The organism is Sphingosinicella microcystinivorans (genome assembly GCF_003634215.1).
GTDB lineage: Bacteria > Pseudomonadota > Alphaproteobacteria > Sphingomonadales > Sphingomonadaceae > Sphingosinicella > Sphingosinicella microcystinivorans.
The window spans coordinates 76,502-100,714 of sequence record NZ_RBWX01000012.1 but is presented as its reverse complement, the minus strand read 5'-3'; the positions used below and the strand labels follow the sequence as shown (position 1 = coordinate 100,714).

The window sequence follows — 24,213 nt, the reverse complement described above, 5'->3', positions numbered from 1 at the left end:
CCATCACCTTCGGAGAGCATGATGTCTAAGGCCACGCCTCGCAAAGCTGCGGCGCTCGAAAGGCTGCGCGCCCGCACGCCGGGCTCCGCGGCGATGCGCCCGCGCGCCGAGCGGCGGCTTGCGCTCGAGGCCGTGCCCACCTTTGCGATGCCGGTACCGCTTTACATCGAAAGCGGCGACGGGGCCTACATGACCGACGTGGACGGCAACGCCTATCTCGATCTCGCGATGGGTTTCGGATCGCTGATCCTCGGCCACCGCCCACCCGAGGTCGTGGCCGCGATGCACAGCCAGATTGACAAGGGCTGGCACACGATCCTGCCGGGCGTGGCCCAGATCGAGCTTGCCGAACTGCTCGCGGAGGCGGTGCCGTGTGCGGAGAAAGTCGCCTTCCAGAATTCCGGCACCGAAGCCACGATGTTCGCGATGCGGCTCGCGCGGGCATTCACGGGCAAGGACCGCGTCGCCGTGTTCGGCGGCGGCTATCACGGCACGCACGATTATGCGCTCGTGCAGGAAGACCCGACGACACCCGAGGCGGCGCCGGCCACCAAGACGGTCGGCGGCGGTATTCCCGGCGCGGTGCGCGACCAGACGATGCTCGCGCTGCCCTACCGAAACGCGGCTGCGTTCGATCTCATCCGCAAGCACCGGGACGAGCTGGCGCTGGTCGTGATCCAGCCCGTTCAGAACACCGTGCCGCATCTCGACAACGGCGCTTATCTGCGCGACCTGAGAGCGGTGTGCGATGAGGCGGGCGTGCTCCTGATGTTCGACGAGGTGGTGACGGGCTTCCGCCTCGCCTACGGCGGCGGGCAGGTCTATTACGGCGTCACGCCCGATCTCGCGGCGTTCGGCAAGATCATCGGCGGCGGTACGGCGGTCGGCGCGGTCTGCGGCCGGGCCGATATTCTGGGGCTGTTCGCCAAGGGCGGCACGGCGGGCGTGTTCGCGGGCGGAACCTTCAACGGCAACCCGCTGACGATGAGCGCGGGCGCGGCGACGCTGCGGGCGCTGAAAGCGCGCAAGGACACGCTCTACCCGGCGCTCGAAGCGCGCGGTGCGCGCATGGCCGGAGCGGTTGCGGCACACTGCGAGACGCATGAAATGGACGTGACGCTGATGCACGCCGCGTCGATCCAGTGCTTTCATTTCCGCAAGGGCCCGATCCATTCGTTCCGCGAGACGTACCCGAGCAACCGTGCTGCTGAAGAGGCGTTCTACGCGCTCGTGCTCGATCGCGGCATCCTGCTGCCGAGCTTCCACGTCTATTTCCTCTCCGCCGCGCACGACGATGCCATGATCGACCGCGCGACCGGCGCGTTCATCGAGGCGCTCGACGATTGTCGGGCAGACGGGCTGCTGTGATGAAGACCATCGATCTTCTGGCCTGGGATCTGCTGGAGGCGCAGGCGGAAACGCTCGCCGACAAGGATTTCCTGCGATTCCACAGCGGGCGCGTCAGCTATGCCGCGTTCCTCGCGCTTGCCGAAACCACGGCGGGACGGCTCCACACCGCCGGCGTTCGCCCCGGCGATATCGTGCCGACCTTCTTCCCGAACGGCATCACCGCAGCCGCGATCTGGTTCGCGCTCATGCGGCTGGGGGCCGTGTGGGCGCCGATCAATACCGAATTCCGCGGCACGCAGCTTGTCGCCGCGTTGAACGCGACGGGCGCGCGTTTGGTTCTGGTGGAGCCGCGTTATGTCGATCTGATCGCGGGCGTTCTTCCCGAGGTTCCGGCTGTGCGGGACGTGATCGTTTCCGGTGCGGCCGCGCAGGATGTGGACGTCGTGCGCTTCCGCACGCTTGAAGACATTCCGCCGACGGCGTCGCCCCGCGCCGAAGTGGCGCGCACGGCGATCGCCATGATCCAGTTCACGTCGGGCTCTACGGGCGTTTCGAAGCCCGTGCAGCTCAGCCACGGCTATCTCGTCGGGCAGGCGCGGCTCACCTCGCGTTACTTCGATCTGAAAGAGAGCGACGTCGTCTATTGCCCGTTCCCGCTCTATCACTGGGACGCCACCATCGGCACGGTGATGGGGTCGCTTGTCATCGGCGCGACGGCGGCACTCGGCGAACGCTTCAGCGTCTCGCGTTTCTGGGACGATATCCGGGCCTTCGAAGCCACCATGTTCGATTTCATGGGCTCGACGCTCACCTTCCTCTATCAGCGCGCGCCCGATCCGCGCGACCGCGACCATCGCGTGCGTCTTGCGTGGGGGCTGCCGATGCCGGAATTCCGGGCGGATTTCGAAGCCCGTTTCGGGTTTCCGCTCTACGAAGGCTATGGCAGCACCGAAGGGGGTGTCTGCGTCTTCCAGAACCCCGGCGAAGTATATCCGAAGGGAAGCTGCGGTCAGGTCGCGCCGGAATTCGAGCTGCAATTGCTGGACGACGCGCGGAAGCCGGTGCCCACCGGTGAGGTCGGCGAGATCGTCACGCGGCCGCACGATCCCACGCTGATGTTCAGCGGCTATCTCGGGATGCCCGAAGTGAACGCGGAGCTGATCCGCGACGGCTGGTACCACACCGGCGACCTCGGGAAACTGGATGCGGCAGGCAATCTCTATTTCGCGGGCCGGAAGAAGGACATCATCCGCCGACGCGGCGAGAACATGTCGGCGCTCGAGATCGAGCGGGGTATCGAAACGCATCCGGCGGTGTTCGAGGCGGCGGCGTTCGGCGTGCCGAGCCCGGCGACCGAGGAGGATGTCGCGGTGGCGGTGGTGCTGCGCCCCGGCGCCGCGCTCGCGGACGAAGAGCTGCGCGCCTACTGTGAAGGCCGCATGGCGCGCTACATGGTGCCGGAACATGTGCTGTTCATGGATGCGCTGCCGAAGACGCCGACCGAAAAGATCGACAAGCCGGCATTGAAGCGCCTGTTTGCGGAAACGCGCGGATGAGTGCGCCCGGCCTTCGCCGCACGCTCACGCCCATGCAGCTGGCGGCGATCGGCATGGGCACGACGATCGGCGTCGGCTGGATCGTCGTCACCGGCGGCTGGATCGCGCGCGCGGGGCCGCTCGGCGCTGCGCTCGCGTTCCTCATCGGCGGCGCTGTGATGGCCCTCGTTGCGCTTTGCTACGCCGAGGCCGCAACGCGCGCGCCGGAGGCGAACGGTGAATACGGCTATGTCTCGATGGCGTTCGGTCGCGGCTGGGGCTTCGTCGTCGGCTGGAGCGCGCTTCTCGGCTACGTCGGCATCTGCGGCTTCGAAGGGCTGGCGCTGGCGTGGTTGCTTGGCGTGCTCATGCCGGATTTCACCGGGCCGACGCTCTACACGGCGGTCGGCGTGCCGGTGCGCTTGCTCGATCTTGCCGTCATCATCGGCGGCGCGCTGTTCTTCACCGCGATCAACCATTTCGGCGCGCGCGAATCGGCGCGCGTGCAGGTGGCGGTCACGGTCGGCAAGGTGCTGCTCAGCTTCGGCTTCGTCGCGATCGGTTTCGCGGGCGGAGCGCCTGCCAATCTCGATCCAGCGTTCCTGCCGACGGAAACGCCGTGGCAGGGTGTGCTCGCGGTGCTCGTCATGGTCCCGGCGTGGTTCTGCGGCTTCAACGCGCTGCCGCAGGCGCTGGGTGAGGCGCGCGAACGCCCGAGCGCACGCGCGCTCGCCGGTTTGCTCGGCGTGGTGATCCTGCTCACCACGCTCTTCTACGTGTCCGTCATCACCGCCACAGCCTTTGCCACGCCGCGCGGCGTGCTCGACGGCGCGGAGCTTCCGGTGGTTGCGGCGATGGAATCGGTCGCGGGGCCGTGGGGCGGTCGCATCGTGCTTGTCGCGGGCGTCGTCGCTTTGCTCAGTGCGTGGAACGCAGCGATGTTCGCGGCGTCGCGCCTGCTCTATGCGCTCGCGCAGGACGGCGCGCTCCCTGCGCCGCTCGCGCGCGTGCATCCGAAGAACGGCACGCCCGCGGACGCGGTGCTGTTCGTCGGCGTTGTCGCCCTGCTCGGCGGTCTCATGGGCCGGGCGTTCATCGAGCCGCTGGTGCAGATCGGCGCGATGGGGTTCGCGGTCGCGTTCATCGGCGCCTGCCTGTCGAGTCTCTCGCTTGGGCGCGGCATGGGCGGCAGCCGCTTTCCCATGTTCGCGGCATGGGCGGGTGCGCTGGCGCTGGGGGGCGTCGCCACCTATTCGGCGTGGACGATCCTCGCGAACGTAGACGAAAGACTGCCCGAAGCCATGGCACTCGCGCTCTGGGCGGGTCTCGGCGGCGCGATGTGGATATTCGCCCGAGCGCGGAAGGAGAGGGTATCGTGATGGCACGTGGCATGGCCGCGCTCGTTGGCCTGTGTCTGCTCGGCGCCTGTGCCGCGCAGGCCCCTTTGGAGCGCCCCGCAGGCTGGAGCGACCAGTCCTATTATCTGCCTATGCGCGACGGCGTGCGCGTCGCGGTCAGCCTGCATTTTCCGGGCGGCAAGCCGCCGTCCGCGAAGGCAACGACGATCCTCATCCAGACGCGTTATGGCCGCGCCGTGGAGGCGCGTCGGGGCGGTTCGCCCACCGATATCGAGATGTTCCTTGCGCGCGGCTACGTCGTCGCCGTCGTCGATACGCGCGGTTCGACGGCCTCGTTCGGTCCGCGGGATGTCGAGATGGGGCCGGACGAGCGCGCCGACATGGACGAGATCATCGCGCATCTCGCCGCGCGCAAATGGTCGGACGGCCGCGTGATCGGCTACGGCGTCTCCTACATGGCCGACACCGCGGAGTTCGCTTTGAGCCGTCCCGCGCCCGCGCTCCTCGCGTCAGTGCCGCGCCAGATGGATTTCGACGCCTATCTGCAGGGGTTCCTGCCGGGCGGCGTGCAGAACAATTTCCTGCTCTACACGTGGGGCAATTACACGCTGAAGGTCGATCTCGGCCGCTCGCCCCGGAACGATGCGCTCGATTGCCGCCTGCGCGTGGAGGACTGCCCGGGGCTGTTCCCGGATATCCAGCCGGTCGACGAAGACACGGATTTCACGCTGCTGCGGCAGGCGCTCAGCGGCCGCCGCCACTGGACGCCCGAAGACTACGTGAACGCCCCCTTCCGCGACGACAAGGGCGGCAACGGCCATTCGATGCTGGATTTCTCGCCCGCAAGCGAACTCGCCGGGCTCATCCGCGAAAACAAGCCGGTGATGATCTGGGGCTCGTGGATGGATGCGACCACGGCGCAGGCCGCGCTCACGCGCTTCCATTCGACGCCCGATGCGCCCGTCGAGATCGTCATCACCGCCAACAACCACGGCCACGACCGCAGCGCCGATCCCTTCTTCCCCGATCGCGTCGCGCCGGTGCCCACACGCGACGCGCAGTTCGCAACCGTCTTCGATTTCATGGACCGCGTCCGCGCAGGCAAGCCCGTCACGCGCAACATCCACTACTACGTCCTCGGCGCTGACACCTTCCGCGACACCAGGGTCTGGCCGCCCGTCGGGGTTGCCGACACACGCTTCTATTTCGCGCCCGAGGGAACATTGCTGGTGCAGCCTCCGGCACAGTCCGCGTATGCCGATTACACGGTCGATTTCACCGCGGGCACCGGCAAGAACACACGCTGGTCCACTCAGTTCGGCGCGCCGCCGATTTACCCCGATCGCCGCGAAGCGGATGCGAAACTGCTCGTGTTCGACAGCGCCGCGTTCGATACGGATATGGAACTGGCGGGCACGCCGGTGATCGAACTCTTCGCCGCCGCGCAATCGAACGATCCGGTTTTCTACGTCTATCTCGAAGACGTCGCGCCCGATGGCCGCGTGACGTACATCACCGAGGGCCAGCTCCGTGCGATCCACCGCGCGCCCGCCGATCCGGAGACTCTGCCGTACGATCAGGGGCCGGCGCCGCACAGCTTCCGGCGCGCCGACGCGCTTCCCGTCACGCCCGGCAAGACGATGCGCATGGCATTCGCGCTCAACCCCACTGCGGCGCTCATCCGCAAGGGGCACCGCCTGCGCGTCGCCGTCGCGGGCGCCGATGCGGACTTGTTCCGCCGTTATCCGGAGGAGGGTCCGGAGCGGTTCCGCGTGTCGCTCGGCGCGGATGCCGCGAGCGCGATCACGGTGCCGCTGCGTCCCTGGCGTTAAAGGCATTTGTCCTCGCGCCGGCAATGCGGCATCGCTTCCCGCTAGACGAAAGGAAGCGGGCGATGGGTGCGTTGAGGACTTTGTATCCGGAGATCGAGCCGTACGAGACGGGTATGCTCGACGTGGGCGACGGCCATCAGATCTATTACGAGCGTTCGGGGAAGCGGGGCGGCAAGCCTGCGGTGTTCCTGCACGGCGGCCCCGGCGGCGGCATTTCGCCCGCGCATCGGTGCCTGTTCGATCCCGACGTCTACGACGTGATGCTGTTCGATCAGCGCGGCTGCGGCCGGTCGCTCCCCTATGCCTCGCTGGAGGCGAACACGACCTGGCACCTCGTTGCCGATATCGAGCGGCTGCGTGTCATGGTCGGTGCCGAAAAGTGGTTGGTGTTCGGCGGTTCGTGGGGCTCGACGCTGGCGCTCGCCTACGCGGAAACGCACTCCGAACGCGTCAGCGCGCTCATCCTGCGCGGTATCTACACGTGCACGCGGCCCGAACTGGAATGGTACTACCAGTTCGGCGTTTCGGAGATGTTCCCGGACAAGTGGGAGCGTTTCATCGCGCCGGTGCCTGAGGCGGAGCGCGGTGACATGATCGGCGCTTACCGCCGCCTGCTCACCGGAGACGACGAGGGGGCAAAGCTAGCAGCCGCCAAGGCCTGGAGCATCTGGGAAGGCGAGACGATCACGTTGCTCCCCGATCCGTCGTTCTCGGCACCCTTTCACGACGGTCACTACGCGCTCGCCTTCGCGCGCATAGAGAACCACTATTTCCACCACGGTGCCTGGCTGGAGGACGGTCAACTGCTGAATAACGCCGGTCGGCTTCGCGGCATTCCCGGTGCGATCGTGCATGGCCGCTACGACATGCCCTGCCCTGCGCGCTATGCCTGGGCGCTCCACAAGGCGTGGCCCGATGCGGCCTTCCATCTCGTGGAGGGTGCGGGCCATGCCTATTCGGAGCCGGGAATCCTCCACCGGCTGATCGAAGAGACAGATCGCTTCAGAATCGGCTGACACGCAGCTCGGCACTGGTCAGGCGGCGTGTGCGGTCGCCTTGGGCGCAGCGGCAGCTTCGAGCTCATCCTCGCCCACCACGCGGTTGCGGCCGGTCGCCTTCGCCCGGTAAAGCGCCATGTCCGCACGCTCGACGAGCGTGTCGACCGTGTCGTTCCAGCGTAGCTGCGAAATGCCGAGCGACAGTGTGATGCGCCCGACTTCCTTGTTGCTGTTCTTGGCGCGGACGCTGCGTGACGAGATGTAGTCGCGAATCTGCTCGCAAATGTCGTGCGCGGCCTGCAGCGTCTTGCCGGGGAGCACGATCACGAACTCCTCGCCGCCGAAGCGCGCCGGGTAGCCGACGCCGTGCGAAAGCTGTTCGAGACTCTGGCCGACGAGGCGCAGCACCTCGTCACCCATGCGGTGGCCCCACGTGTCGTTGAACTGCTTGAAGTGATCGATGTCGCAGAAGGCAAGGCACAGCGGTTTGCGGTCGGCAAGCGCGCGCCCTGCCTGTGCTTCCAGATACGAGGTGAACGCCTTGCGATTCGAAAGCCCGGTCAGCGGATCGGTGCGGCTTTCGGTACGCGCCGTTTCCAGATCCTGCTTCAGGATGTTGATCTCCTGGCCGGAAATCGCGAGCTGCGCCTCCAGCCGCTCGGTCTTGTCGATCATCGCACCCGTCGCGGAGACAAGATCGGCAAGAAGCGCGCGCTGTGTATCGATGTCGGCGGCAGCGTTGATGCTGTCGGAACTTTCCCGCAGCGTGCGGCTGTAATCCTTGGCGTCGCCACCGGTTTCCTCGACGAAGTGCGACATGCGCTTCAACTGCGCCTGCGTCTGGTCGATCAGAACGCTGAGATCGGCGGGCATGGAGGCGCCGTAGAGTTCGCGGCGGATGTTGTGCATCGCGCGCGTCGATACGCGGCCCACGGTGTGCATAACGGCGTCTACGGCAACGCGAAGTTCAGGATCGGACCCGGTGACGTAACGATACCAGAATTCGTAGTTGGCGGGCGTGGGCGAAATGGCCCCAGCCTCCAAGTGCTGGCGGATATTTTCGAAGATCTGTTTCGAATCCGTCATTTATAGCCCACCGAATGTCCCCTCGGACCAAAGTCGCAGATTTCCATGCCCGTTGCGGCGCACGGAGAACCACCGACCAGCCCATTCGTTGCAAGCTATGGCAGGCGCAGGTTAAAATTTCCGAAAAGGAAGATAAAATCAGCCGCGTGCGGATACGGAAAGGAAGTCGGGAAGGGGTCCATTCCAGCCGCCGTCGTCAGAGTCTTCCTCGCGCGCAGGACGCGCGGCCGGCTTGGGTGCTGCCTTGGGAGCCACCTCTGCGCGCGGCACTTCGGGCTTGCGATCGCCGCCCCGCGCGCGTTTTCCACCCCGCGCACGGCTGCCTGCCGGGCGGGCGTCCTTTTCCGCATTGCTGTCGGCATCCGTGTCAGCAGGCTTGGCGGCACTTTTGGCGCTGTCGTCCTGCTGCGGCACTGCGCCGCGGCGCTCGATGCGAGTACCGATCAGCTTCTCGATGTCGGCGATGAGGTCCGTGTCGGCGGAGGTCACCAGCGTTACCGCAATGCCGGTCTTCCCCGCGCGTCCGGTTCGGCCGATGCGGTGAACATAATCTTCGGCGTTGAAGGGCACGTCGAAGTTGAAAACATGGCTGACGCCCTTGATGTCCAGACCCCGCGCCGCGACGTCGGAGGCGACGAGGATGGAGATGCGGTCCGCCTTGAAGTCTTCCAGCGTCGACAGGCGGTCGCGCTGCTCCATGTCGCCGTGAATCTGCCCGGCGCGGAAGCCGTCGCGCTTCAGCGACTCGACGAGTTCCTTCACATCGCGCTTGCGATTGCAGAAAACGATCGCGCTCGTCACTTCTTCGGCGCGCAGCAGCGCGCGCAGCGCCTGCTTCTTTTCGCGCGGGCCGGTCATCTGCAGCGATTGCGCGATGTTGGCGTTTGTGCTCGATTGCCGCGCCACCTCGATCATGCGCGGGTCTTTCAGGAAGCGGTCGGCCAGCTTCTTGATGGGTGCTGCCATCGTGGCAGAGAAAAGCAGGCTCTGCCGGTTCGGGCCGAGCAGCGAGCAAATGCGCTCCACATCGGGGATGAAGCCCATGTCGAGCATCCGGTCGGCCTCGTCGATAACGAGGATGTCGACACCCGACAGCAGGATCTTGCCGCGCTCGAACTGGTCGAGCAGGCGACCCGGCGTCGCGATCAGCACGTCAACGCCCTTTTCCAGCGCCTTGTCCTGATCGCCGAAGCCGACGCCCCCGATCAGCAACGCCATCGAAAGATTGTGATTCTTGCCGTATTTCAGGAAGTTCTGCGCCACCTGATCGGCAAGTTCGCGCGTCGGCGCGATGATCAGCGAGCGCGGCATCCGGGCGCGGCCGCGCCCGTGGGCAAGGATGTCGATCAACGGCAGCACGAAAGAGGCGGTCTTGCCGGTGCCGGTCTGCGCAACGCCGATGATGTCGCGGCCCATCAGAACAAGCGGAATCGCCTGCCGCTGAATGGCGGTAGGCTCGGTATAGCCGCTGTCTTCAACAGCCGCGAGAAGCTCGTCCGAAAGGCCGAGGGCGTGAAAGCTCAAATTCAATGACCTTGTGCAGGCGTTAACAGAGTGCCTTGCGCCGCGCTTTTGGCGTTTCCCCGCAAAATGTCAAGGAAACTGCGCGGTGCAGCGACAAGAGACCGCGTCCTCAGCGGACGATCTGTACGCGGTCGCGACCGCTCGACTTGGCAAGGTACATCGCCGCGTCGGCGGCTTTCAACACGTCTGCGGCCGCTCGGCCGCGCGCGAGCGCCGCCACGCCGACGCTGATCGTGACCGGCACGACGCCCTCCGGCATGTCGTCGGTGTCGGAGCAGGCCTTGCGCAGCGCCTCGCACAGCCCTGCCGCCTGGTCGAGGCTGCGGCCCGGCATCAGCACGGCAAATTCTTCACCGCCGAGGCGCCCGACGAGGCCGTGGCGCCCCACGATGGCCATCGCGAGCGCGCCGACGTGGCGCAGCACAGCGTCGCCGACGTCGTGGCCGAAGCGGTCGTTGACGGACTTGAAGTGGTCGACATCGAACAGCGCGACCGAAAAGGCGGTGCCGTTGGCGTTGGCGGCTTCGCCGGCGGCCTCGAGCCGGGCGAGGAACATGCGGCGCGAAGCGGTTCCGGTCAGTTCGTCGGTCGAGGCTTGCCGTTCGGCGATCGCCGCGAGCGCGTCGCGCTCGTCAAGCACGCAGGCGACGGGAAGCGAGGGCAGGAAAGCGACCGCGAGGAAGAACTGGAAGAAGTAGATTCGGTCCGCAAGGTCGCCGGGCATCAGCGCGATGGGGCCGGAACCTATTGTCGTGAAGTAGGAGCCGACGCACGCGACGATAACGATGGCGACCGTGGCCCCAGCCGAACGCAGTCGGAAGGTCGTCAGCAGCATCGGCGGCAACAGCAGGAACAGCATCGGCCAGCGCGTCTGCGCGAACACGAGGACGCTGAGACCCGTCACGAGCGCGAACAAGCCTGCCGCCTCCACGGCGCTGCGGCCTTGCAGGAACGAACGCTTGCCGGACCAGATGGCGAAGACGATCAGCAGGATGGGTGTCACCAACAAGAGCCCGAGCGTGTCGGACGCGAACCACGACAGCCAGCTTCGCCCCATTGCCTCGTCGACGGCTGCCGACATGAACGGAGCGCTGAGCGAGGCGGAAAATGCGGCGGCAACGATCGAGGCACCGATGAATTTCAGGAGATGGTCGGGACGCTCAAGCTGAAGCGGCCCGCCGATCAGGTGCCGGGTGAGGAGGGCGGCGAGCGCGGCTTCGGCGATATTGAGCGCGGCGAAGGGCGCGGCGGCGAAGGCTGGATAGCCGCCCAGAAGATTCGCCGCGAACCCCGCGATCCAGACGGAAATCACATAGGGTGTCCAGCGCCGCGTCGGTACGACGACCAGCGCGGCAAAAACCAGGGCGTTCGCCGCCCACACCGTCGCCATGCCGACGGACCAGCCCGTCAGACGGATGTTGATGAGCGCGATGATGAAATGCGCAAGGCCGACGATGAGTGGGCCCGTGGTGAACGGACCTTTCGCCCGCACCGCGCGCTTCTCGGTCATGTAGAAGCCTTGATTCAGCATGAGTCCCCGCCCGTTTGAAGCGCGATATAGCGTGGAACCTGAATTAAGCCTTTATAAAAAACGCGGGCGGAACCGAAGTCCCGCCCACATCCCGGTACGAAAACTGTTCTAGAACTTGAAGCCGGCACCCACACCGTAGCGGCGCGGCTCCAGTGTGAAGATATTGGTGAACAGACCCGAAGAGGCGTCAGTCACGTAAAGACCGGTCGTGGCGTTGTTATCCAGAAGGTTCTGGACGAAGCCGCGGATGTACCAGCGGTCGTTCGCGCCGTTCAGCTGCAACTGGGCGTTGATCTGGGCGTAGCCCGAGATCTTGTTGACCTGCCCGTTGAAGATGCTGCCGTAGCTTTCGCCGGTGTAGGTCAGGTCGACGCGCGGGACGAGCGACATGCCGTTGTCGAAGTCGGCGGTGTACTGTGCGCCCACCGAGAACTTGTAGTTCGGCGCCTGCGGCAGCTTGTTGCCCTTCAGGTTGACCTCGACGCCCGAAGGCGCGACCGAGATGCCCCCGAACAGTGCGCCGGCCGAAGCGGCGGCGGCGTTGAGCACGCTGCAGATGCTGAATGCGCCCGTGGCGTCGATTCCGCTTCCCGACGGGAACGGCGTCGTGCCGGCCAGCGGTGCGGTATTCGGCTGCGCTGCCGTCCGTGGGACCAGCCCGCCCGAGGTGACGATGCTGGGGTTGATCACGTTGGCGTTCACGTAGTTCACAAACGCGTTGGCACCCGCGGCATTGCCGGCGGTGGTCGGCACCACCGCGCAGTTCGAAGCGTTCGTGATGTCCTTGATGATCACGACGTCCGAACGTCCGCCCGAAGGATCGCGCGGGTTCGATAGGTATTTGTCGCTGGCAACCTTGGTGTGCAGGTAGCTGAACCCGACATTGAACAGCAGCCCTGGCGTCGGGCTCAGGATCGCGTCGCCCTCGATGCCGTAAATGTCGGCGTCGACGTTGTCGTTCACGGAGGTGCGGGCGACGATGCGGCTCAGCTGCAGGGCCTTGTACTTGTAGTAGAACGCCGTGAGGTTGAACTGCAGCGTCCCGTCGAGGAAGCTGTTCTTCGAACCGATTTCGAAGGCATCGATGAACTCCGGCTCGAAGCTGTCGGAAACCGCGAAGATCGGCGACAGCGGCGGGTTGATGCCGCCCGATTTATAGCCGCGCGAGTACGAGGCGTAGAGCAGGTTGTCGTCGGTGATCTTGAAGTCGAACACGGCGCGGCCGGTCCATTCCTTGAACGACACCCGGCGTTCCTGAATGATCTGGTTGCCCGCCAGTCCGGGATCGGCGTCGTAGAGGCCGACGAACGGGGAGTCGAAGGCCTGATCAAGGCCGTGGGGAACCAGGAAGTTCGCCAGTGTCGTCCGCGCGCGCACCAGTTTCTTGTCGTTGTTGTAACGAATGCCGAGCGTCAGTTTCGCGCGGTCGCTGAACTCGTAATAGGCCTCACCGAAGAGGCCGTACGACTTCAGCCGGAAATAATCCGTATTGTTGCGGTACGACGGCGTTGCCAGGAAGCTCGGCGGCAGGGCGTTGCTGTAGGAGTTGAATGCCCCGAGGAGGCCCGTCGCGTAGTCGAGGCCGAAGGCGTTCACGTAGTAGCTGTTCTCGCTCAGCTTCAGGTCCGCATAGATGCCGCCGACGAGGAAGTTGAGCGGGCCATCGAAGTTGCTGGTGAGAATGCCTTCGACCGACCAGTCCTTGCTGGTCTGGACGGAGCGGTCGAAATCCTGCGGCGTCATCGCGCAGACGGAGTGGCCACCGTAGCTGCCGGTTCCGCTCGGTTCGGCCTGCGACGTGCAAAGCTCTCCGCCCGGGCCGCTCGGGATGAGCGCGGACGCGACGGGGGCGAGATAGCCCGCAAGGCCCGGCGGCAGCGGGATCAGGCCGTTCGCGCCGGCATAGAGCGCGGTGAGGCCGGGCGTGTATCCGGCCCGGTTCTGCACGGAGAGGTTGTAGTCCTGCATCGAATCGACGCGGCTCACGTGGTAGAGGCCCGTCAGCTGGGCTGTGAACGCGCCGATGTCCTGCGTGATGCGGGCCTGATACTGCTCCTCATCCGTGAAGTACGTGGGCGTGAAGTCCGTATTCACCTTGCGGACGTCGGCGGGGTTGGTGAAGCCTGCATAGACGTCCGTGCCATAGATGCTGCCAAGCGCGAATGCGGTCGGGATGCCCTGGCTGGAGAGGAACTGCTGCGACGTCAGGAGCCCCGCGATCGTGGCATTGCCGTTCAGCGTCTCAAACTTCAGGTTGGCAGGAAGACAGCCGAGAATGCCGGTCGGATCGCGCTGGCACTTCTGTTTCTGAATGCGGGACCGGTTGTCGTCCTCGCGGAAGTAATACGCCATCAGATCGATGGTTGTGGAGTCGGTCGGCTCCCAGCGCAGCGACCCGCGGATCGCGTACATGTCGCGGTCGTCGATGTCGCTGCCGTCGTAGACGTTTTCCGTATAGCCGTCGCGCTTCTGATAGAAACCGGCGAGACGGATGCCGATCGTTTCGCCGATCGGCAGGTTGATCATGCCCTTCAGCTTGTAGGCATTGAAGTTGCCGTATTCGGCGTCGCCCGCGGCGCCGAAGCTTCCGAGATCCGGCTTCGCGGTGATGACGTTCACGACACCGGCGGTCGCGTTGCGTCCGAACAGCGTGCCCTGCGGGCCGCGCAGCACTTCGACGCGTTCAAGGTCGAAGAATTCCGTCTCGAACAGGCGAGTTTGCAGCAGCGGTGTGTCGTTCACGTGGATGGCGGTTGCCTGGTCGCAGGTCACGCCGACGCAGAGGTCACCGATGCCGCGGATCGTGAAGCTCGAAGACGTGAAGTTCGTCTTGCTGAAGGTCACGTTGGGCAGGGTAAGTTGAAGGTCGCTCGAATTCTCGATCTGCTGGCGCTCCAGCGCATCAGATGAAAACGCGCTGACGGCGATCGGCACATCCTGCAGCGATTCCGCCTGGCGCTGGGCGGTAACAATGATGGTTTCGATGCCGGAATCGTTCTGCTCGGTCACCTGTGCGAACGCGGGTGAAGCGGCAAGAACGGCAAGTGCAGATGCGCTGGAAACGAATACACTACGTGCGCGGAAACGAGATTGCATGACGAGTACCCTCCCAAGGTTACCGTTGCATCCGCGCGCCAGTCTGATGTAGCGCGTCGGATCGCGGAGGAAGGGCCGGCCCATCACAGCGACGGCCATTCCTGTACCGCTTGAAGGGCATAGAAACCCGGATTCAAGGGCTTGTCCAGCGGCGCTGCGCTGCCCCCCGGTTTTGAACAGGTATACTGACACCGCTGACAGCAGAGCGTTGCCCGATTGCAACGTTTGTGACCATTCAGCCTATCGGTTTTTGCAGGGTCCATGTCGCCAAACGTTGCATCTTCCGCAATGTAGCGGTTTCGCCTAGAGCGTCGGACCCATGGCGACACACCTTGATATGACAGCCCTCGACCGACTCCGCGAAGCCGCCGGGCCCGGCGGCTGGTCCGACGATCCTGATCGTCTCGCGTCCAAACTTACGGACTGGCGAAATCAGAAAACCGGCGTTTCTCCGTTGCTGCTGCTTCCGCGCGATACGGAAACGCTGGCGCGTATCGTGAAGATCGCGAACGAAACCGGCACGCCACTCGTTCCTCAGGGCGGCAATACGGGTCTCGTCGGCGCGGGTGTGCCCGAGGAAGACGGCGCGGCCGTGCTCGTTTCGATGGATCGCATGAATCGCATCCGTGCGCTCGATGCGCCGGGTTTCACGGTCATTGCAGAAGCGGGCGTCGTCCTGGAAACGCTGCACAAGGCCGCTGAAGACGCGGACTGCATGTTCCCGCTCTCGCTCGGTGCCAAGGGCTCGGCAACGATCGGCGGTCTTATTTCCACAAACGCCGGCGGCGTGCAGGTGCTTCGCTACGGCAACATGCGCGCGCAGGTGATCGGGCTCGAAGCCGTGCTGCCGGATGGCAGTATCCTCGATCAGCTGACACCGCTCAGGAAAGACAACACCGGTTACGATATCAAGCAGCTGCTGATCGGCGCCGAAGGCACGCTCGGCTTCGTCACCGCCGCGTCGCTTCGGCTGGTGCCGGCACCGCGCGAGGTGGCAACGGCATTCGTCGCGCTCGCCGATCCGCACGCCGCGCTTACGCTTCTCGCCCGTCTCAAGGCTGCGACCGGCGACAACGTCGATTCCTTCGAGCTGATCCCGCGCCACGGCCTCGATCTCGTTCTTCAGCATATCCCGGGGGCGCGCGATCCGCTTTCGGCGCCGTATCCGTGGTACGTGCTCGTGGAGGTGACTTCGGCGATGGCCGGCGAAACGCAGCGGCAGGCGCTTGAAACCGCGCTTGCCGCTGCGTTTGAAGACGGGCTCGTGGTTGATGCGGCCCTCGCCGAGAACCGCACGCAGGGTCTCGATTTCTGGCGCCTCCGCGAGGAGCTTCCGGAGGCGGAGCGTCTCGATGGACCTTCGATCAAGCACGACGTCTCCGTGCCGGTTTCCGACATGCCGCGCTTCATGGAAGAGGCGACGCGGATCATCGAGGCGGACTGGCCAGGTACGCAGGTGATGGCGTTCGGCCACCTTGGCGACGGCAACGTGCACTACAACGTCAAGACGGCGGAGCCGGGGCCGCGAACGGAGCTGATGGCTCGCCGTTACGAGCTCAGCGAGCAGGTCTACGATATCGTCGCGCGGTATGGCGGCTCGATCAGCGCCGAGCACGGCATCGGCACGTCGAAGGCGAAAACGCTGGCCCGACTCGGCAATCCGGCGAAGCTCGCCGCGATGCGCGCCGTGAAGGCCGCGCTCGATCCGAACGGCATAATGAACCCGGGCAAAATTTTCGTCTGAAGTCTTAAGCGGGAACGCCGAACAGGTCCGTCTCGTCGGCATCCTCGATGCGCACGCGCACGATGTCGCCCGGCGCGACATCGGCGTCGCGCAGCAGCACCTGGCCATCGATCTCCGGCGCGTCCCACTGCGATCGCCCGGTCGCGCCGCCTTCGTCGTCGGCCTCGTCGACGATCACGTCGATCTCGCGGCCGATGCGGCTTTGCAGGCGCGCGGCTGAAATCCGGGCCTGCGCCGCCATGAAGCGGTGCCAGCGCTCGTCCTTCACCTCTTCGGGGACAGCGCCATCCAGCGCGTTCGCGGCGGCACCTTCAACGGCTTCGTATTTGAAGCAGCCGGCGCGATCGATCCCCGCCTCTTCCAGCCAGTCGAGCAGGTACTGGAAATCCTCTTCCGTCTCGCCGGGGAAACCGACGATGAAGGTGGAGCGGATGGCGAGATCGGGCACGACCTGACGCCACGAGCGGATGCGCTCCAGCACCTTCGCCTCGTTCGCGGGCCGCGCCATACGGCGCAGCACCGCCGGGCTCGCGTGCTGGAAGGGGATATCGAGATAGGGCAGCACGAGCCCCTCGGCCATCAGCGGCATCAGCTGATCAACGTGCGGATAGGGGTAGATGTAGTGCATCCGCACCCACGCGCCGAGCTTGCCCAGATCGCGCGCCAGATCGGTGATGTGCGCGCGATACTCGCGCCCTTCCCACTTCGATGTCGCGTGGCGGATATCGACGCCGTAGGCCGACGTGTCCTGGCTGATGACGAGCAGTTCCTTCGTGCCCGCTTCCACCAGTTTCGCGGCTTCCCGTACCACTGCCGCTGCCGGCCGGCTGACGAGATCGCCGCGCAGGGAGGGGATGATGCAGAACTTGCAGCGGTGATTGCAGCCTTCGGAAATCTTCAGATACGAATAGTGGCGCGGCGTCAGCTTCAGCCCCGCCTCCGGCACCAGATCGACGAACGGCGAGGGCACCGGCGGCGCGGCCTCGTGCACGGCCTCGACGACGGCCTCATACTGATGCGCGCCCGTCACGGCGAGCACATCGGGGAAGCGTGCGCGGATCACGTCCGCCTCGTTCCCCATGCACCCGGTCACGATCACGCGGCCGTTCTCGGCGATCGCCTCGCCGATCGCGGCAAGGCTCTCTTCCTTGGCGCTATCGAGGAACCCGCAGGTGTTCACCAGCACGACGTCCGCGCCCGCATAATCCGGGCTCATCGCGTAACCGTCCGAGCGAAGCTTGGTCAGAATCCGCTCGCTGTCGACCAGCGCCTTTGGGCAGCCGAGCGACACCATGCCGACCTTCGGCGGCGCGGGGAGCGTTTTCACGGTCATGAGACGCGCGCCAGTGACGGAAAACACGCCGGGATGCAAGGGGGGGCTCACCCCGCCCCCGGCAAAAGCGGCATCGGGTCGACCGGCTTCTTGCCTTGCCGGATCTCGAAGTGAAGCTGCGGCTCGTCGACGGAGCCGGTCTTGCCGACGCGGGCGATGGGGTCGCCCTGGCGGACGGTGTCGCCGCGGATCACGAGCAGGTCTTCGGCGTGGGCATAGGCCGTCACCCAGCCGCCATCGTGCTTCAGCAGCACAAGGTTGCCGAAGCCCTCGACTGCGTTTCCGGCATAGACGACCACGCCGTTCGCCGCCGCGCGGATCGGCGCGCCTGCAGGCGCACGGAGGTTGATGCCGTCGTTGTAGAGCCCGCCCGATTTGGCGCCGAATCGGCTGATGAGCTTGCCCTCCACGGGCGCCATGAAGCGACCGTTGAAAGCGGGCGGTGGGGGTAGCGCGGCCACGGCCTGCGGGGGCGCGGTTTCGCCTGCGGGGTGTGCGGCTGCAGCGGCTTCGGTCGCAGCGGGTTCGCTGCCGGTGATCAGGTCGTCGATGTCGATGGTGAAGGCGGCGGCGCGTTCGGCGAGCGTCATCTCGCGCACCTGCGCCTTCGTCGGCAGCCGCAGCCGCTGGCCGACGCGCAGCGTATAGGGCGCCTTCAGTTCGTTGGTGGTGACGATGCCTTCCCAGTCCGCGCCATAGGCGCGCGCGATGGTGATGCCCGTCTCGCCCGCCTTCACCGTGTGATAGCGCCCGCCCGGGATGGTGAGCACCTGCCCCACCTCGATCGTGTAGGGCGGCGCGATCCTGTTCGCCTGTGCGATCGCCTGCACCGATGAACCCGTGCGCTGACCGATACCGGAGAGCGTATCGCCGCGCACCACGGTCACTGTCTGCTGCGGTACGTCCACCGCATCCGGCACCACCTTCACCGGTTTCCAGGGCGCGCGTTTGGGTGCCGTCGGGGGTGTGGGTGCGGGGGTCGCCGTACCTTCGATCGGCTTCTTCGGCGTCGGCACGGGAAACTGCGGCCGCGACGGGGCCGAGCAGGCAGCGGCGAAAAGCAGGACGAGCGGAACGGCGAAGCGGAACATGGGTAAGTCTCTAACCCGGTGCGATACGGATTTGAATCGCCGATCGCGCCTAAGACAGGTGCTTCACCGCATCTTTCAGCGATTCCAGCGTTTCGTAGTGCGTCAGGTCGAGGTGGAGCGGCGTCACCGCGATCAGGCCCTCATGCGTCGCCTGCAGATCGGTCAGATGCCCGGCCTCCGTCGCTTCGCGCCCCAGCCCGAACCAGTAATAGGTGAAGCCGCGCGGATCGACGCGTTCCTCGATGGCGGTGGCGCCGTAGTCGCGGAAGCCCTGCTCGGTCACACGCACGCCCTTCACCGCGTCGGGCGCGACGGCAGGGAAGTTCACGTTCATCAGAACGCCTTTCGGCCATGTCTTCGCGGCAAGCGCGCGCACGACCGTGGCGCCCCATTTCGCCGCCGTCTCGAACGCCTCCACGGCGCGCATCGAACCGAGGCACTGGCTGAGCGCGATCGCGGGCACGCCGTACAGCGTCGCCTCCATCGCCGCCGAGACGGTGCCCGAATAGGTGACGTCCTCGGCAAGGTTCGCGCCGCGGTTGACGCCCGATAGCACGAGGTCGGGCGGGCTGTCCTTCATCAGCAGGCCGAGCGCCATCATCACGCTGTCGGTCGGCGTGCCGCGCACCGCGAAGCGGCGCTCGCCGTGCTTCTGCAGGCGGATCGGCTGCGAGAGCGTCAGCGAATGCCCGGCGCCCGACTGTTCCTCGGCGGGCGCGACCACCCAGATGTCGTCGCTGAGTTCGCGCGCGATCGCTTCCAGAACCGCCATGCCGGGGGCATGGTAGCCGTCGTCGTTGGTCAGCAGGATTCTCATGGCCGCAGCGCCTCCACCCCGCCCATGTACGGGCGCAGCACCTCGGGGATCGTTACCGATCCATCTGTCTGCTGGTAGTTCTCCAGCACCGCGACAAGCGTGCGGCCAACAGCGAGGCCGGAGCCGTTCAGCGTGTGGACGAACGCCGTCCCCTTCTCGCCCGCCGCGCGGTGGCGCGCGTTCATGCGCCGCGCCTGGAAGTCGCCGCAGTTGGAAACGCTCGAAATCTCGCGATAGCAGCCCTGCCCGGGCAGCCACACCTCAAGGTCATGGGTCTTGCGGGAAGCGAAGCCCATGTCGCCGGAGCAGAGCAGCATCACGCGGTAGGGAAGGCCGAGCGCCTGCAGGATGCCCTCGGCGCATTCGGTCATACGCGTATGCTCGGCTTCGGACTGGTCCGCCGCCGCGATCACCACCATCTCGACCTTTTCGAACTGGTGCTGGCGGATCATGCCCTTGGTATCGCGCCCCGCCGATCCTGCTTCGGCGCGGAAGCAGGGGGAGAGCGCGGTGAGGCGCAGCGGCAGGTTCGCCGTGTCGAGAATCTCATCCGCTACGAGGTTGGTCAGCGAGACCTCGGCGGTCGGGATCAGCCAGCGGCCGTCCGTCGTCTGGAACAGGTCTTCGGCGAACTTGGGAAGCTGGCCGGTGCCGTAAACCGCCTCGTCGCGCACCAGCAACGGCACGGCGGTTTCGGTGAAGCCGTTCGCGATCTGCCGGTCGAGCATGAACTGTGCGAGCGCGCGGTGCAGACGGGCGACGCCGCCGCTCATCACCGCGAAGCGCGCACCGGAAAGCTTGGCGGCACGCTCGAAATCAAGGCCGAGCGGCGCGGCGACGGCATCGTGCTCCTTCGCTTCGAAATCGAAGGCACGCGGTTCGCCCCATGTCTTCAGCACCACGTTCGCGGTTTCGTCCGGCCCTTCCGGCACGTCGGCGGCGGGCAGGTTCGGAATCGCTGAAAGCTGCGCGTTCAGTGCGTCGGAAAGCTCGCGTTCCTTCGCTTCAAGGTCGGGAATGCGTGTCTTGAGCTCACTCACCTCTGCCATCAGCGCGGCGGCGGTTGTTTCATCCTTCTGCGCTTTCGCGGCGCCGATTGCCTTCGAGGCCTCGTTGCGGCGGGTCAGCGCGGCCTGTAGGGCCGTCACGGTCTCGCGCAGCGCAGCGTCCCGGCCCAGAATCTCTGCCGACAGGGGCGCGAGGCCCTTGCGTGCTAGACCCAGATCAAATTCGGCGGGGTTTTCCCGGATATAACGGATATCATGCATGGCGAAGGCTCTATGGAACGCGCGCCTTTGGGTCGCAACCGGTTTCGCCATGCTTCGTTGAAGCTTCACACAGAGGCAGAAAAAGGACCCGCCATGATCCTCCAGCACAAGACCGAGATTTGCGTCGCCGACGGGCGAAAGCTTTTGCTGCTCGTCAACGAGGGCGACACGAAGTTCCCGGACCTTCAGGTGATCCGGGAGGAGCAGCAGGAGCTGCTTCCCGACCGCGAACTTTCAACCGACCGTCCCGGCCGCAGCTTCCAGAGCGTCGGTGCGCGCCGCCACGGCTACGAGGAAACCGATTTCAAGCAGCTCGCCGAGGATCGTTTCGCAGCGGACGTCGCCGATATCCTGAAAAAGCGCGCGCTGGCAGGAAAAACAGACCGCCTTGTCGTGATCGCGCCGCCCGCCACGCTCGGCGAGATGCGCAAACATTATCACAAGGAGGTTGCAGGCCGCATCGTCGCCGAGATCGCCAAGGAAGCGACCAATCTGCCGCCCGATGCCATCGCCGCGATGGTGGAGGCCGCGTAAGTCCGCTTGGCGGGCGTGGGCGTCCGCGCTATGCGGGGCGTCCATGCAGCCCGCCATCGAAATCCGCGACCTCGAAAAAACCTATTCGGACGGAAAGCGCGCCCTGAAGGGCGTCAGCTTCGACGTGCCGCGCGGTCAAATCTTCGGCCTGCTCGGCCCCAATGGTGCGGGCAAATCGACTCTCATCAACATCCTCGCGGGCCTTGTGAACAAGACCGGCGGCACTGCGCGCATCTGGGGCTTCGACATCGACGCCGACCGCAGGAACGCCAAGCGCGCCATCGGCATCGTACCGCAGGAGATCCTGTTCGACGCCTTCTTCACGCCCTTCGAGGCGCTGGAGATTCAGGCCGGGCTCTACGCCGTGCCCAAGGCCGAGCGCCGTTCGATGGAAATCCTCCGCGCACTGCGCCTCGAAGATAAGGCGCACGCCTACGCCCGCACGCTCTCCGGCGGCATGAAGCGGCGCCTGCTGATCGGCAAGGCGCTCGTTCACAATCCGCCGATCCTGATCCTCGACGAGCCCACCGCGGGCGTCGATATCGAGCTTCGTCAGCAGCTCTGGTCCTATGTGCGCCAGCTCCATGCGGCGGGCACCACGGTCGTGCTCACCACGCACTATCTCGAAGAGGCGGAGCAGCTTTGCGACCGTATCGCCATCATCAACAACGGCGAGGTCGTGGCGAACGACGAAACGCATGCGCTCCTCGCGAGCGCGCAGGAAAAGTGCCTGATCGTCACGGTGGACCGTGATCTCGATAGCCCGCCCGCGGGTCTCCCCGCCGAGAAGGTCGAGATGAAGGGCACCCGCCAGCTCATCCTCACCTACAATCGCAGCGTGCTGACCGCCGGCGAACTTCTGCAGGCGATCAGCGCCACCGGCCTCGGCGTCGTCGATGTCTCGACACGCGAGGCGGACCTTGAAGACATCTTCCTCCACCTCACGCAGCAGCGGGCGGCGTGAGGTGCGCCTTGCACCCGTCGCCATAGCTCTGGTGCTTGCAGCGTGTGCCACCGGCCAGTCGCGCCGCGCTGTGGTGGTCGACCTCGACAATTTGCTTGCGTTTGCTCGTCCGGAAACCTGCGAGAGATCTCCTCAACACGAGGCTTTCATGAACGCGATGGTCAGGATCGATAACGAAACCGTGTATCCGGGAAGGATAGCGGCGTCCCATGCGCTTTCTGCCGCGTTTGGCCCAATTCAGTACCGCCGTGCGGATGGCTATCAGGTCGTGAGCACCTCGGTATCCGGGCGTTGGCTCGGAATGCGACTGCTGGAAATCTCCCAGTCTTTTCCCGAGGGCGGTGACCCGGGCGATTTCCACTTTGTGCTCGATGTCCCTCTCGAACAGGTTCGCGAACGGCTGAGAGCAGCTGGCTTCCCTGTAACCACCCAAGAAATGATCAGTCTCCCGGATAGTGACGGTTACGAGCACAGCTTGACGCTGGCCCGTTCACCCGCGAACGCTGATCATACGATTTTTGGATGCGGATGGAATTGATGCAGTTCGACGTTCTCGTCATCGGCTCAGGCGCTGCCGGGCTCACCTGCGCGCTCAACCTCGCGCAGCATTTCAAGGTGGGCGTGATCTCGAAGGCGGACCTGTCCGCCGGCTCGACGTCATGGGCGCAGGGCGGCATCGCGGCGGTGCTGGAGCCGGGCGATACGTTCGAAAGCCATATCGAAGATACGATGGTGGCGGGTGCCGGGCTCAACCACCGCGACATCGTGGAATTCGTCGTTGAAAACGCCCCCGCCGCGATCGAGCGCCTCGCCGAGATCGGCGTGCCCTTCAACGCGGGCGGCACCGAGCGCTGGCATCTGACGCGCGAGGGCGGGCACAGCCATCGCCGCATCGTCCACGTCGACGACGCGACCGGCTGGGCCGTCCAGCAGGCGCTCGAAAAGGCCGCTGCCGCCAGCCCCAATATCACGCTGCTGCCGGACCGGGTGGGCATCGACCTCGTGACCAGCCGTCACGGCGAGCGCTATTCTGGCGACGGCCACGTCTGGGGCGTCTATGCGCTCGACCGCGCCACCGGCCGCGTCGAGACGTTGACCGCGCGCGCCACCGTGCTTGCCACCGGCGGCGCGGGCCGCACCTATCTGTTTTCCACCGCGCCGCGCGGCGCCACGGGAGACGGTATCGCCATGGCATGGCGCGCAGGCTGCCGCGTCGCCAACATGGAATTCATGCAGTTCCACCCGACCTGCCTCTACAACCTGGAGGTCAAGAACTTCCTCATCACCGAGGCCGTGCGCGGCGAGGGCGGGCATCTCAAATTGCCACCCGGCGTCCCCGGCGGCGGCGAGCGATTCATGCCGCGCTTCGACAGCCGCGCCGAGCTTGCGCCGCGCGACATCGTCGCCCGCGCCATCGACCACGAGATCAAGCGCCTCGGCCTCGATTACGTGCACCTCGATATCAGCCACCGCGAACCGGAGTTCGTGAAGCACCACTTCCCGAACATCTACGAAAAGCTGCTCGGCCTCGGCATCGACATGACGAAGGAGCCGATTCCGGTCGTTCCGGCGCAGCACTACACGTGCGGCGGCGTTGTCATCGATCGCGATGGGAAGACCGACCTTCCCGGGCTCTATGCGGCGGGCGAGGTCAGCCACTCCGGCCTCCACGGCGCGAATCGTCTCGCGTCCAACTCGCTTCTTGAATGTTTCGTGTTCGGCGAGGCGGCAGCGAAGCACATCACGGCGAACTGGGACGGTCTCGCATCTCCCCCGGCAATCCGCGCATGGGACGAGAGCCGCGTCACCGATTCGGACGAAGAGGTCGTCATCAAGCAGAACTGGACGGAAATCCGCCGGTTCATGTGGAACTATGTCGGCATCGTCCGCACCACCAAGCGACTGGAACGCGCGCAGCACCGCATCAAGCTGCTCACCGGCGAGGTCGAGGATTTCTACGGCCACTTCCGAGTGACACCCGACCTTATCGAGCTGCGCAATCTGCTTACCGCCGCCGATCTCATCGTCCGTTCGGCGCTCCGCCGCCACGAAAGCCGCGGTCTCCACTACACGCTCGATTATCCGCAGCCCTCGCCGGTCGCGGAGGACACTGTGCTCATCCCCTAGTCGCCAATCGGAGCGCGGCTTGCTA

The 24,213-nt window shown here is 65.6% G+C and carries 18 protein-coding genes; 10 read left to right on the top strand and 8 right to left on the bottom strand.

What is annotated here, in order from left to right:
- Nucleotides 1–21 precede the first annotated feature (21 nt).
- From DFR51_RS17755 to pip, 5 genes are all read left to right on the top strand, one after another.
- Nucleotides 22–1,368 carry an aspartate aminotransferase family protein gene (locus DFR51_RS17755; protein WP_160119092.1) on the top strand — a complete coding sequence of 449 codons (1,347 nt, stop codon included), beginning with the start codon at nucleotides 22–24 and terminating at the stop codon, nucleotides 1,366–1,368.
- Complete coding sequence (locus DFR51_RS17750) at nucleotides 1,368–2,906, top strand: AMP-binding protein (protein ID WP_121053543.1); 1,539 nt, start codon at nucleotides 1,368–1,370, stop codon at nucleotides 2,904–2,906. Before DFR51_RS17755 ends, DFR51_RS17750 begins: the two co-directional genes overlap by 1 nt.
- Nucleotides 2,903–4,264, top strand: a complete 1,362-nt coding sequence (locus DFR51_RS17745; protein WP_121053541.1) for an APC family permease — start codon at nucleotides 2,903–2,905, stop codon at nucleotides 4,262–4,264. Before DFR51_RS17750 ends, DFR51_RS17745 begins: the two co-directional genes overlap by 4 nt.
- Nucleotides 4,264–6,075 carry a CocE/NonD family hydrolase gene (locus DFR51_RS17740; RefSeq protein WP_170151809.1) on the top strand — a complete coding sequence of 604 codons (1,812 nt, stop codon included), beginning with the start codon at nucleotides 4,264–4,266 and terminating at the stop codon, nucleotides 6,073–6,075. The genes DFR51_RS17745 and DFR51_RS17740 overlap by 1 nt, the downstream gene beginning before the upstream one ends.
- A 62-nt stretch (nucleotides 6,076–6,137) precedes the next feature.
- A complete protein-coding gene (pip, locus tag DFR51_RS17735; RefSeq protein WP_121053537.1) occupies nucleotides 6,138–7,091 on the top strand; it encodes a prolyl aminopeptidase in 954 nt (317 codons plus the stop codon).
- A gap of 18 nt (nucleotides 7,092–7,109) precedes the next feature.
- On the opposite strand, the gene DFR51_RS17730 is transcribed toward pip, so the two are convergent.
- From DFR51_RS17730 to DFR51_RS17715, 4 genes are all read right to left on the bottom strand, one after another.
- Nucleotides 7,110–8,159 (bottom strand): GGDEF domain-containing protein, encoded by a 1,050-nt coding sequence (locus DFR51_RS17730; protein ID WP_121053535.1) that lies wholly within the window; start codon nucleotides 8,157–8,159, stop codon nucleotides 7,110–7,112.
- Between the two features lie 138 nt (nucleotides 8,160–8,297).
- A complete protein-coding gene (locus DFR51_RS17725) occupies nucleotides 8,298–9,683 on the bottom strand; it encodes a DEAD/DEAH box helicase (protein ID WP_121053533.1) in 1,386 nt (461 codons plus the stop codon).
- A gap of 109 nt (nucleotides 9,684–9,792) precedes the next feature.
- The gene (locus tag DFR51_RS17720; RefSeq protein WP_121053531.1) at nucleotides 9,793–11,214 is read right to left on the bottom strand and encodes a sensor domain-containing diguanylate cyclase; all 1,422 of its coding nucleotides are present in this window, start codon (nucleotides 11,212–11,214) and stop codon (nucleotides 9,793–9,795) included.
- Between the two features lie 108 nt (nucleotides 11,215–11,322).
- The gene (locus DFR51_RS17715; RefSeq protein ID WP_121053614.1) at nucleotides 11,323–14,310 is read right to left on the bottom strand and encodes a TonB-dependent receptor; all 2,988 of its coding nucleotides are present in this window, start codon (nucleotides 14,308–14,310) and stop codon (nucleotides 11,323–11,325) included.
- A 319-nt stretch (nucleotides 14,311–14,629) separates the two neighbouring features.
- Here DFR51_RS17715 and DFR51_RS17710 point away from each other — a divergent pair, with 319 nt between their 5' ends.
- Nucleotides 14,630–16,054 (top strand): FAD-binding oxidoreductase, encoded by a 1,425-nt coding sequence (locus DFR51_RS17710; RefSeq protein WP_121053529.1) that lies wholly within the window; start codon nucleotides 14,630–14,632, stop codon nucleotides 16,052–16,054.
- 4 nt (nucleotides 16,055–16,058) lie between these two features.
- On the opposite strand, the gene rimO is transcribed toward DFR51_RS17710, so the two are convergent.
- Genes rimO through serS form a run of 4 tightly spaced genes read right to left on the bottom strand, consistent with a single transcriptional unit; the run spans nucleotide 16,059 to nucleotide 20,563 of the window.
- A complete protein-coding gene (rimO, locus tag DFR51_RS17705; protein WP_121053612.1) occupies nucleotides 16,059–17,387 on the bottom strand; it encodes a 30S ribosomal protein S12 methylthiotransferase RimO in 1,329 nt (442 codons plus the stop codon).
- Nucleotides 17,388–17,434: 47 nt separating this feature from the next.
- Entirely contained in the window at nucleotides 17,435–18,478 is a 1,044-nt protein-coding gene (locus DFR51_RS17700; RefSeq protein WP_121053527.1) for a M23 family metallopeptidase, read from the bottom strand.
- Between the two features lie 49 nt (nucleotides 18,479–18,527).
- Entirely contained in the window at nucleotides 18,528–19,295 is a 768-nt protein-coding gene (gene surE / locus DFR51_RS17695) for a 5'/3'-nucleotidase SurE (RefSeq protein WP_121053525.1), read from the bottom strand.
- Nucleotides 19,292–20,563, bottom strand: coding sequence for a serine--tRNA ligase (gene serS, locus DFR51_RS17690; RefSeq protein WP_121053523.1), 1,272 nt, complete (start codon nucleotides 20,561–20,563; stop codon nucleotides 19,292–19,294). The genes surE and serS overlap by 4 nt, the downstream gene beginning before the upstream one ends.
- A gap of 93 nt (nucleotides 20,564–20,656) precedes the next feature.
- Here serS and DFR51_RS17685 point away from each other — a divergent pair, with 93 nt between their 5' ends.
- Genes DFR51_RS17685 through nadB form a run of 4 tightly spaced genes read left to right on the top strand, consistent with a single transcriptional unit; the run spans nucleotide 20,657 to nucleotide 24,188 of the window.
- Entirely contained in the window at nucleotides 20,657–21,097 is a 441-nt protein-coding gene (locus DFR51_RS17685) for a host attachment family protein (RefSeq protein WP_121053610.1), read from the top strand.
- Nucleotides 21,098–21,140: 43 nt separating this feature from the next.
- On the top strand, nucleotides 21,141–22,061 hold the full coding sequence (locus tag DFR51_RS17680; protein ID WP_121053521.1) for an ABC transporter ATP-binding protein: 921 nt from the start codon (nucleotides 21,141–21,143) through the stop codon (nucleotides 22,059–22,061).
- On the top strand, nucleotides 22,018–22,599 hold the full coding sequence (locus DFR51_RS18875) for a hypothetical protein (protein WP_147423402.1): 582 nt from the start codon (nucleotides 22,018–22,020) through the stop codon (nucleotides 22,597–22,599). The genes DFR51_RS17680 and DFR51_RS18875 overlap by 44 nt, the downstream gene beginning before the upstream one ends.
- Nucleotides 22,599–24,188 (top strand): L-aspartate oxidase, encoded by a 1,590-nt coding sequence (gene nadB / locus DFR51_RS17670; protein ID WP_420853144.1) that lies wholly within the window; start codon nucleotides 22,599–22,601, stop codon nucleotides 24,186–24,188. Before DFR51_RS18875 ends, nadB begins: the two co-directional genes overlap by 1 nt.
- Nucleotides 24,189–24,213: the final 25 nt, after the last annotated feature.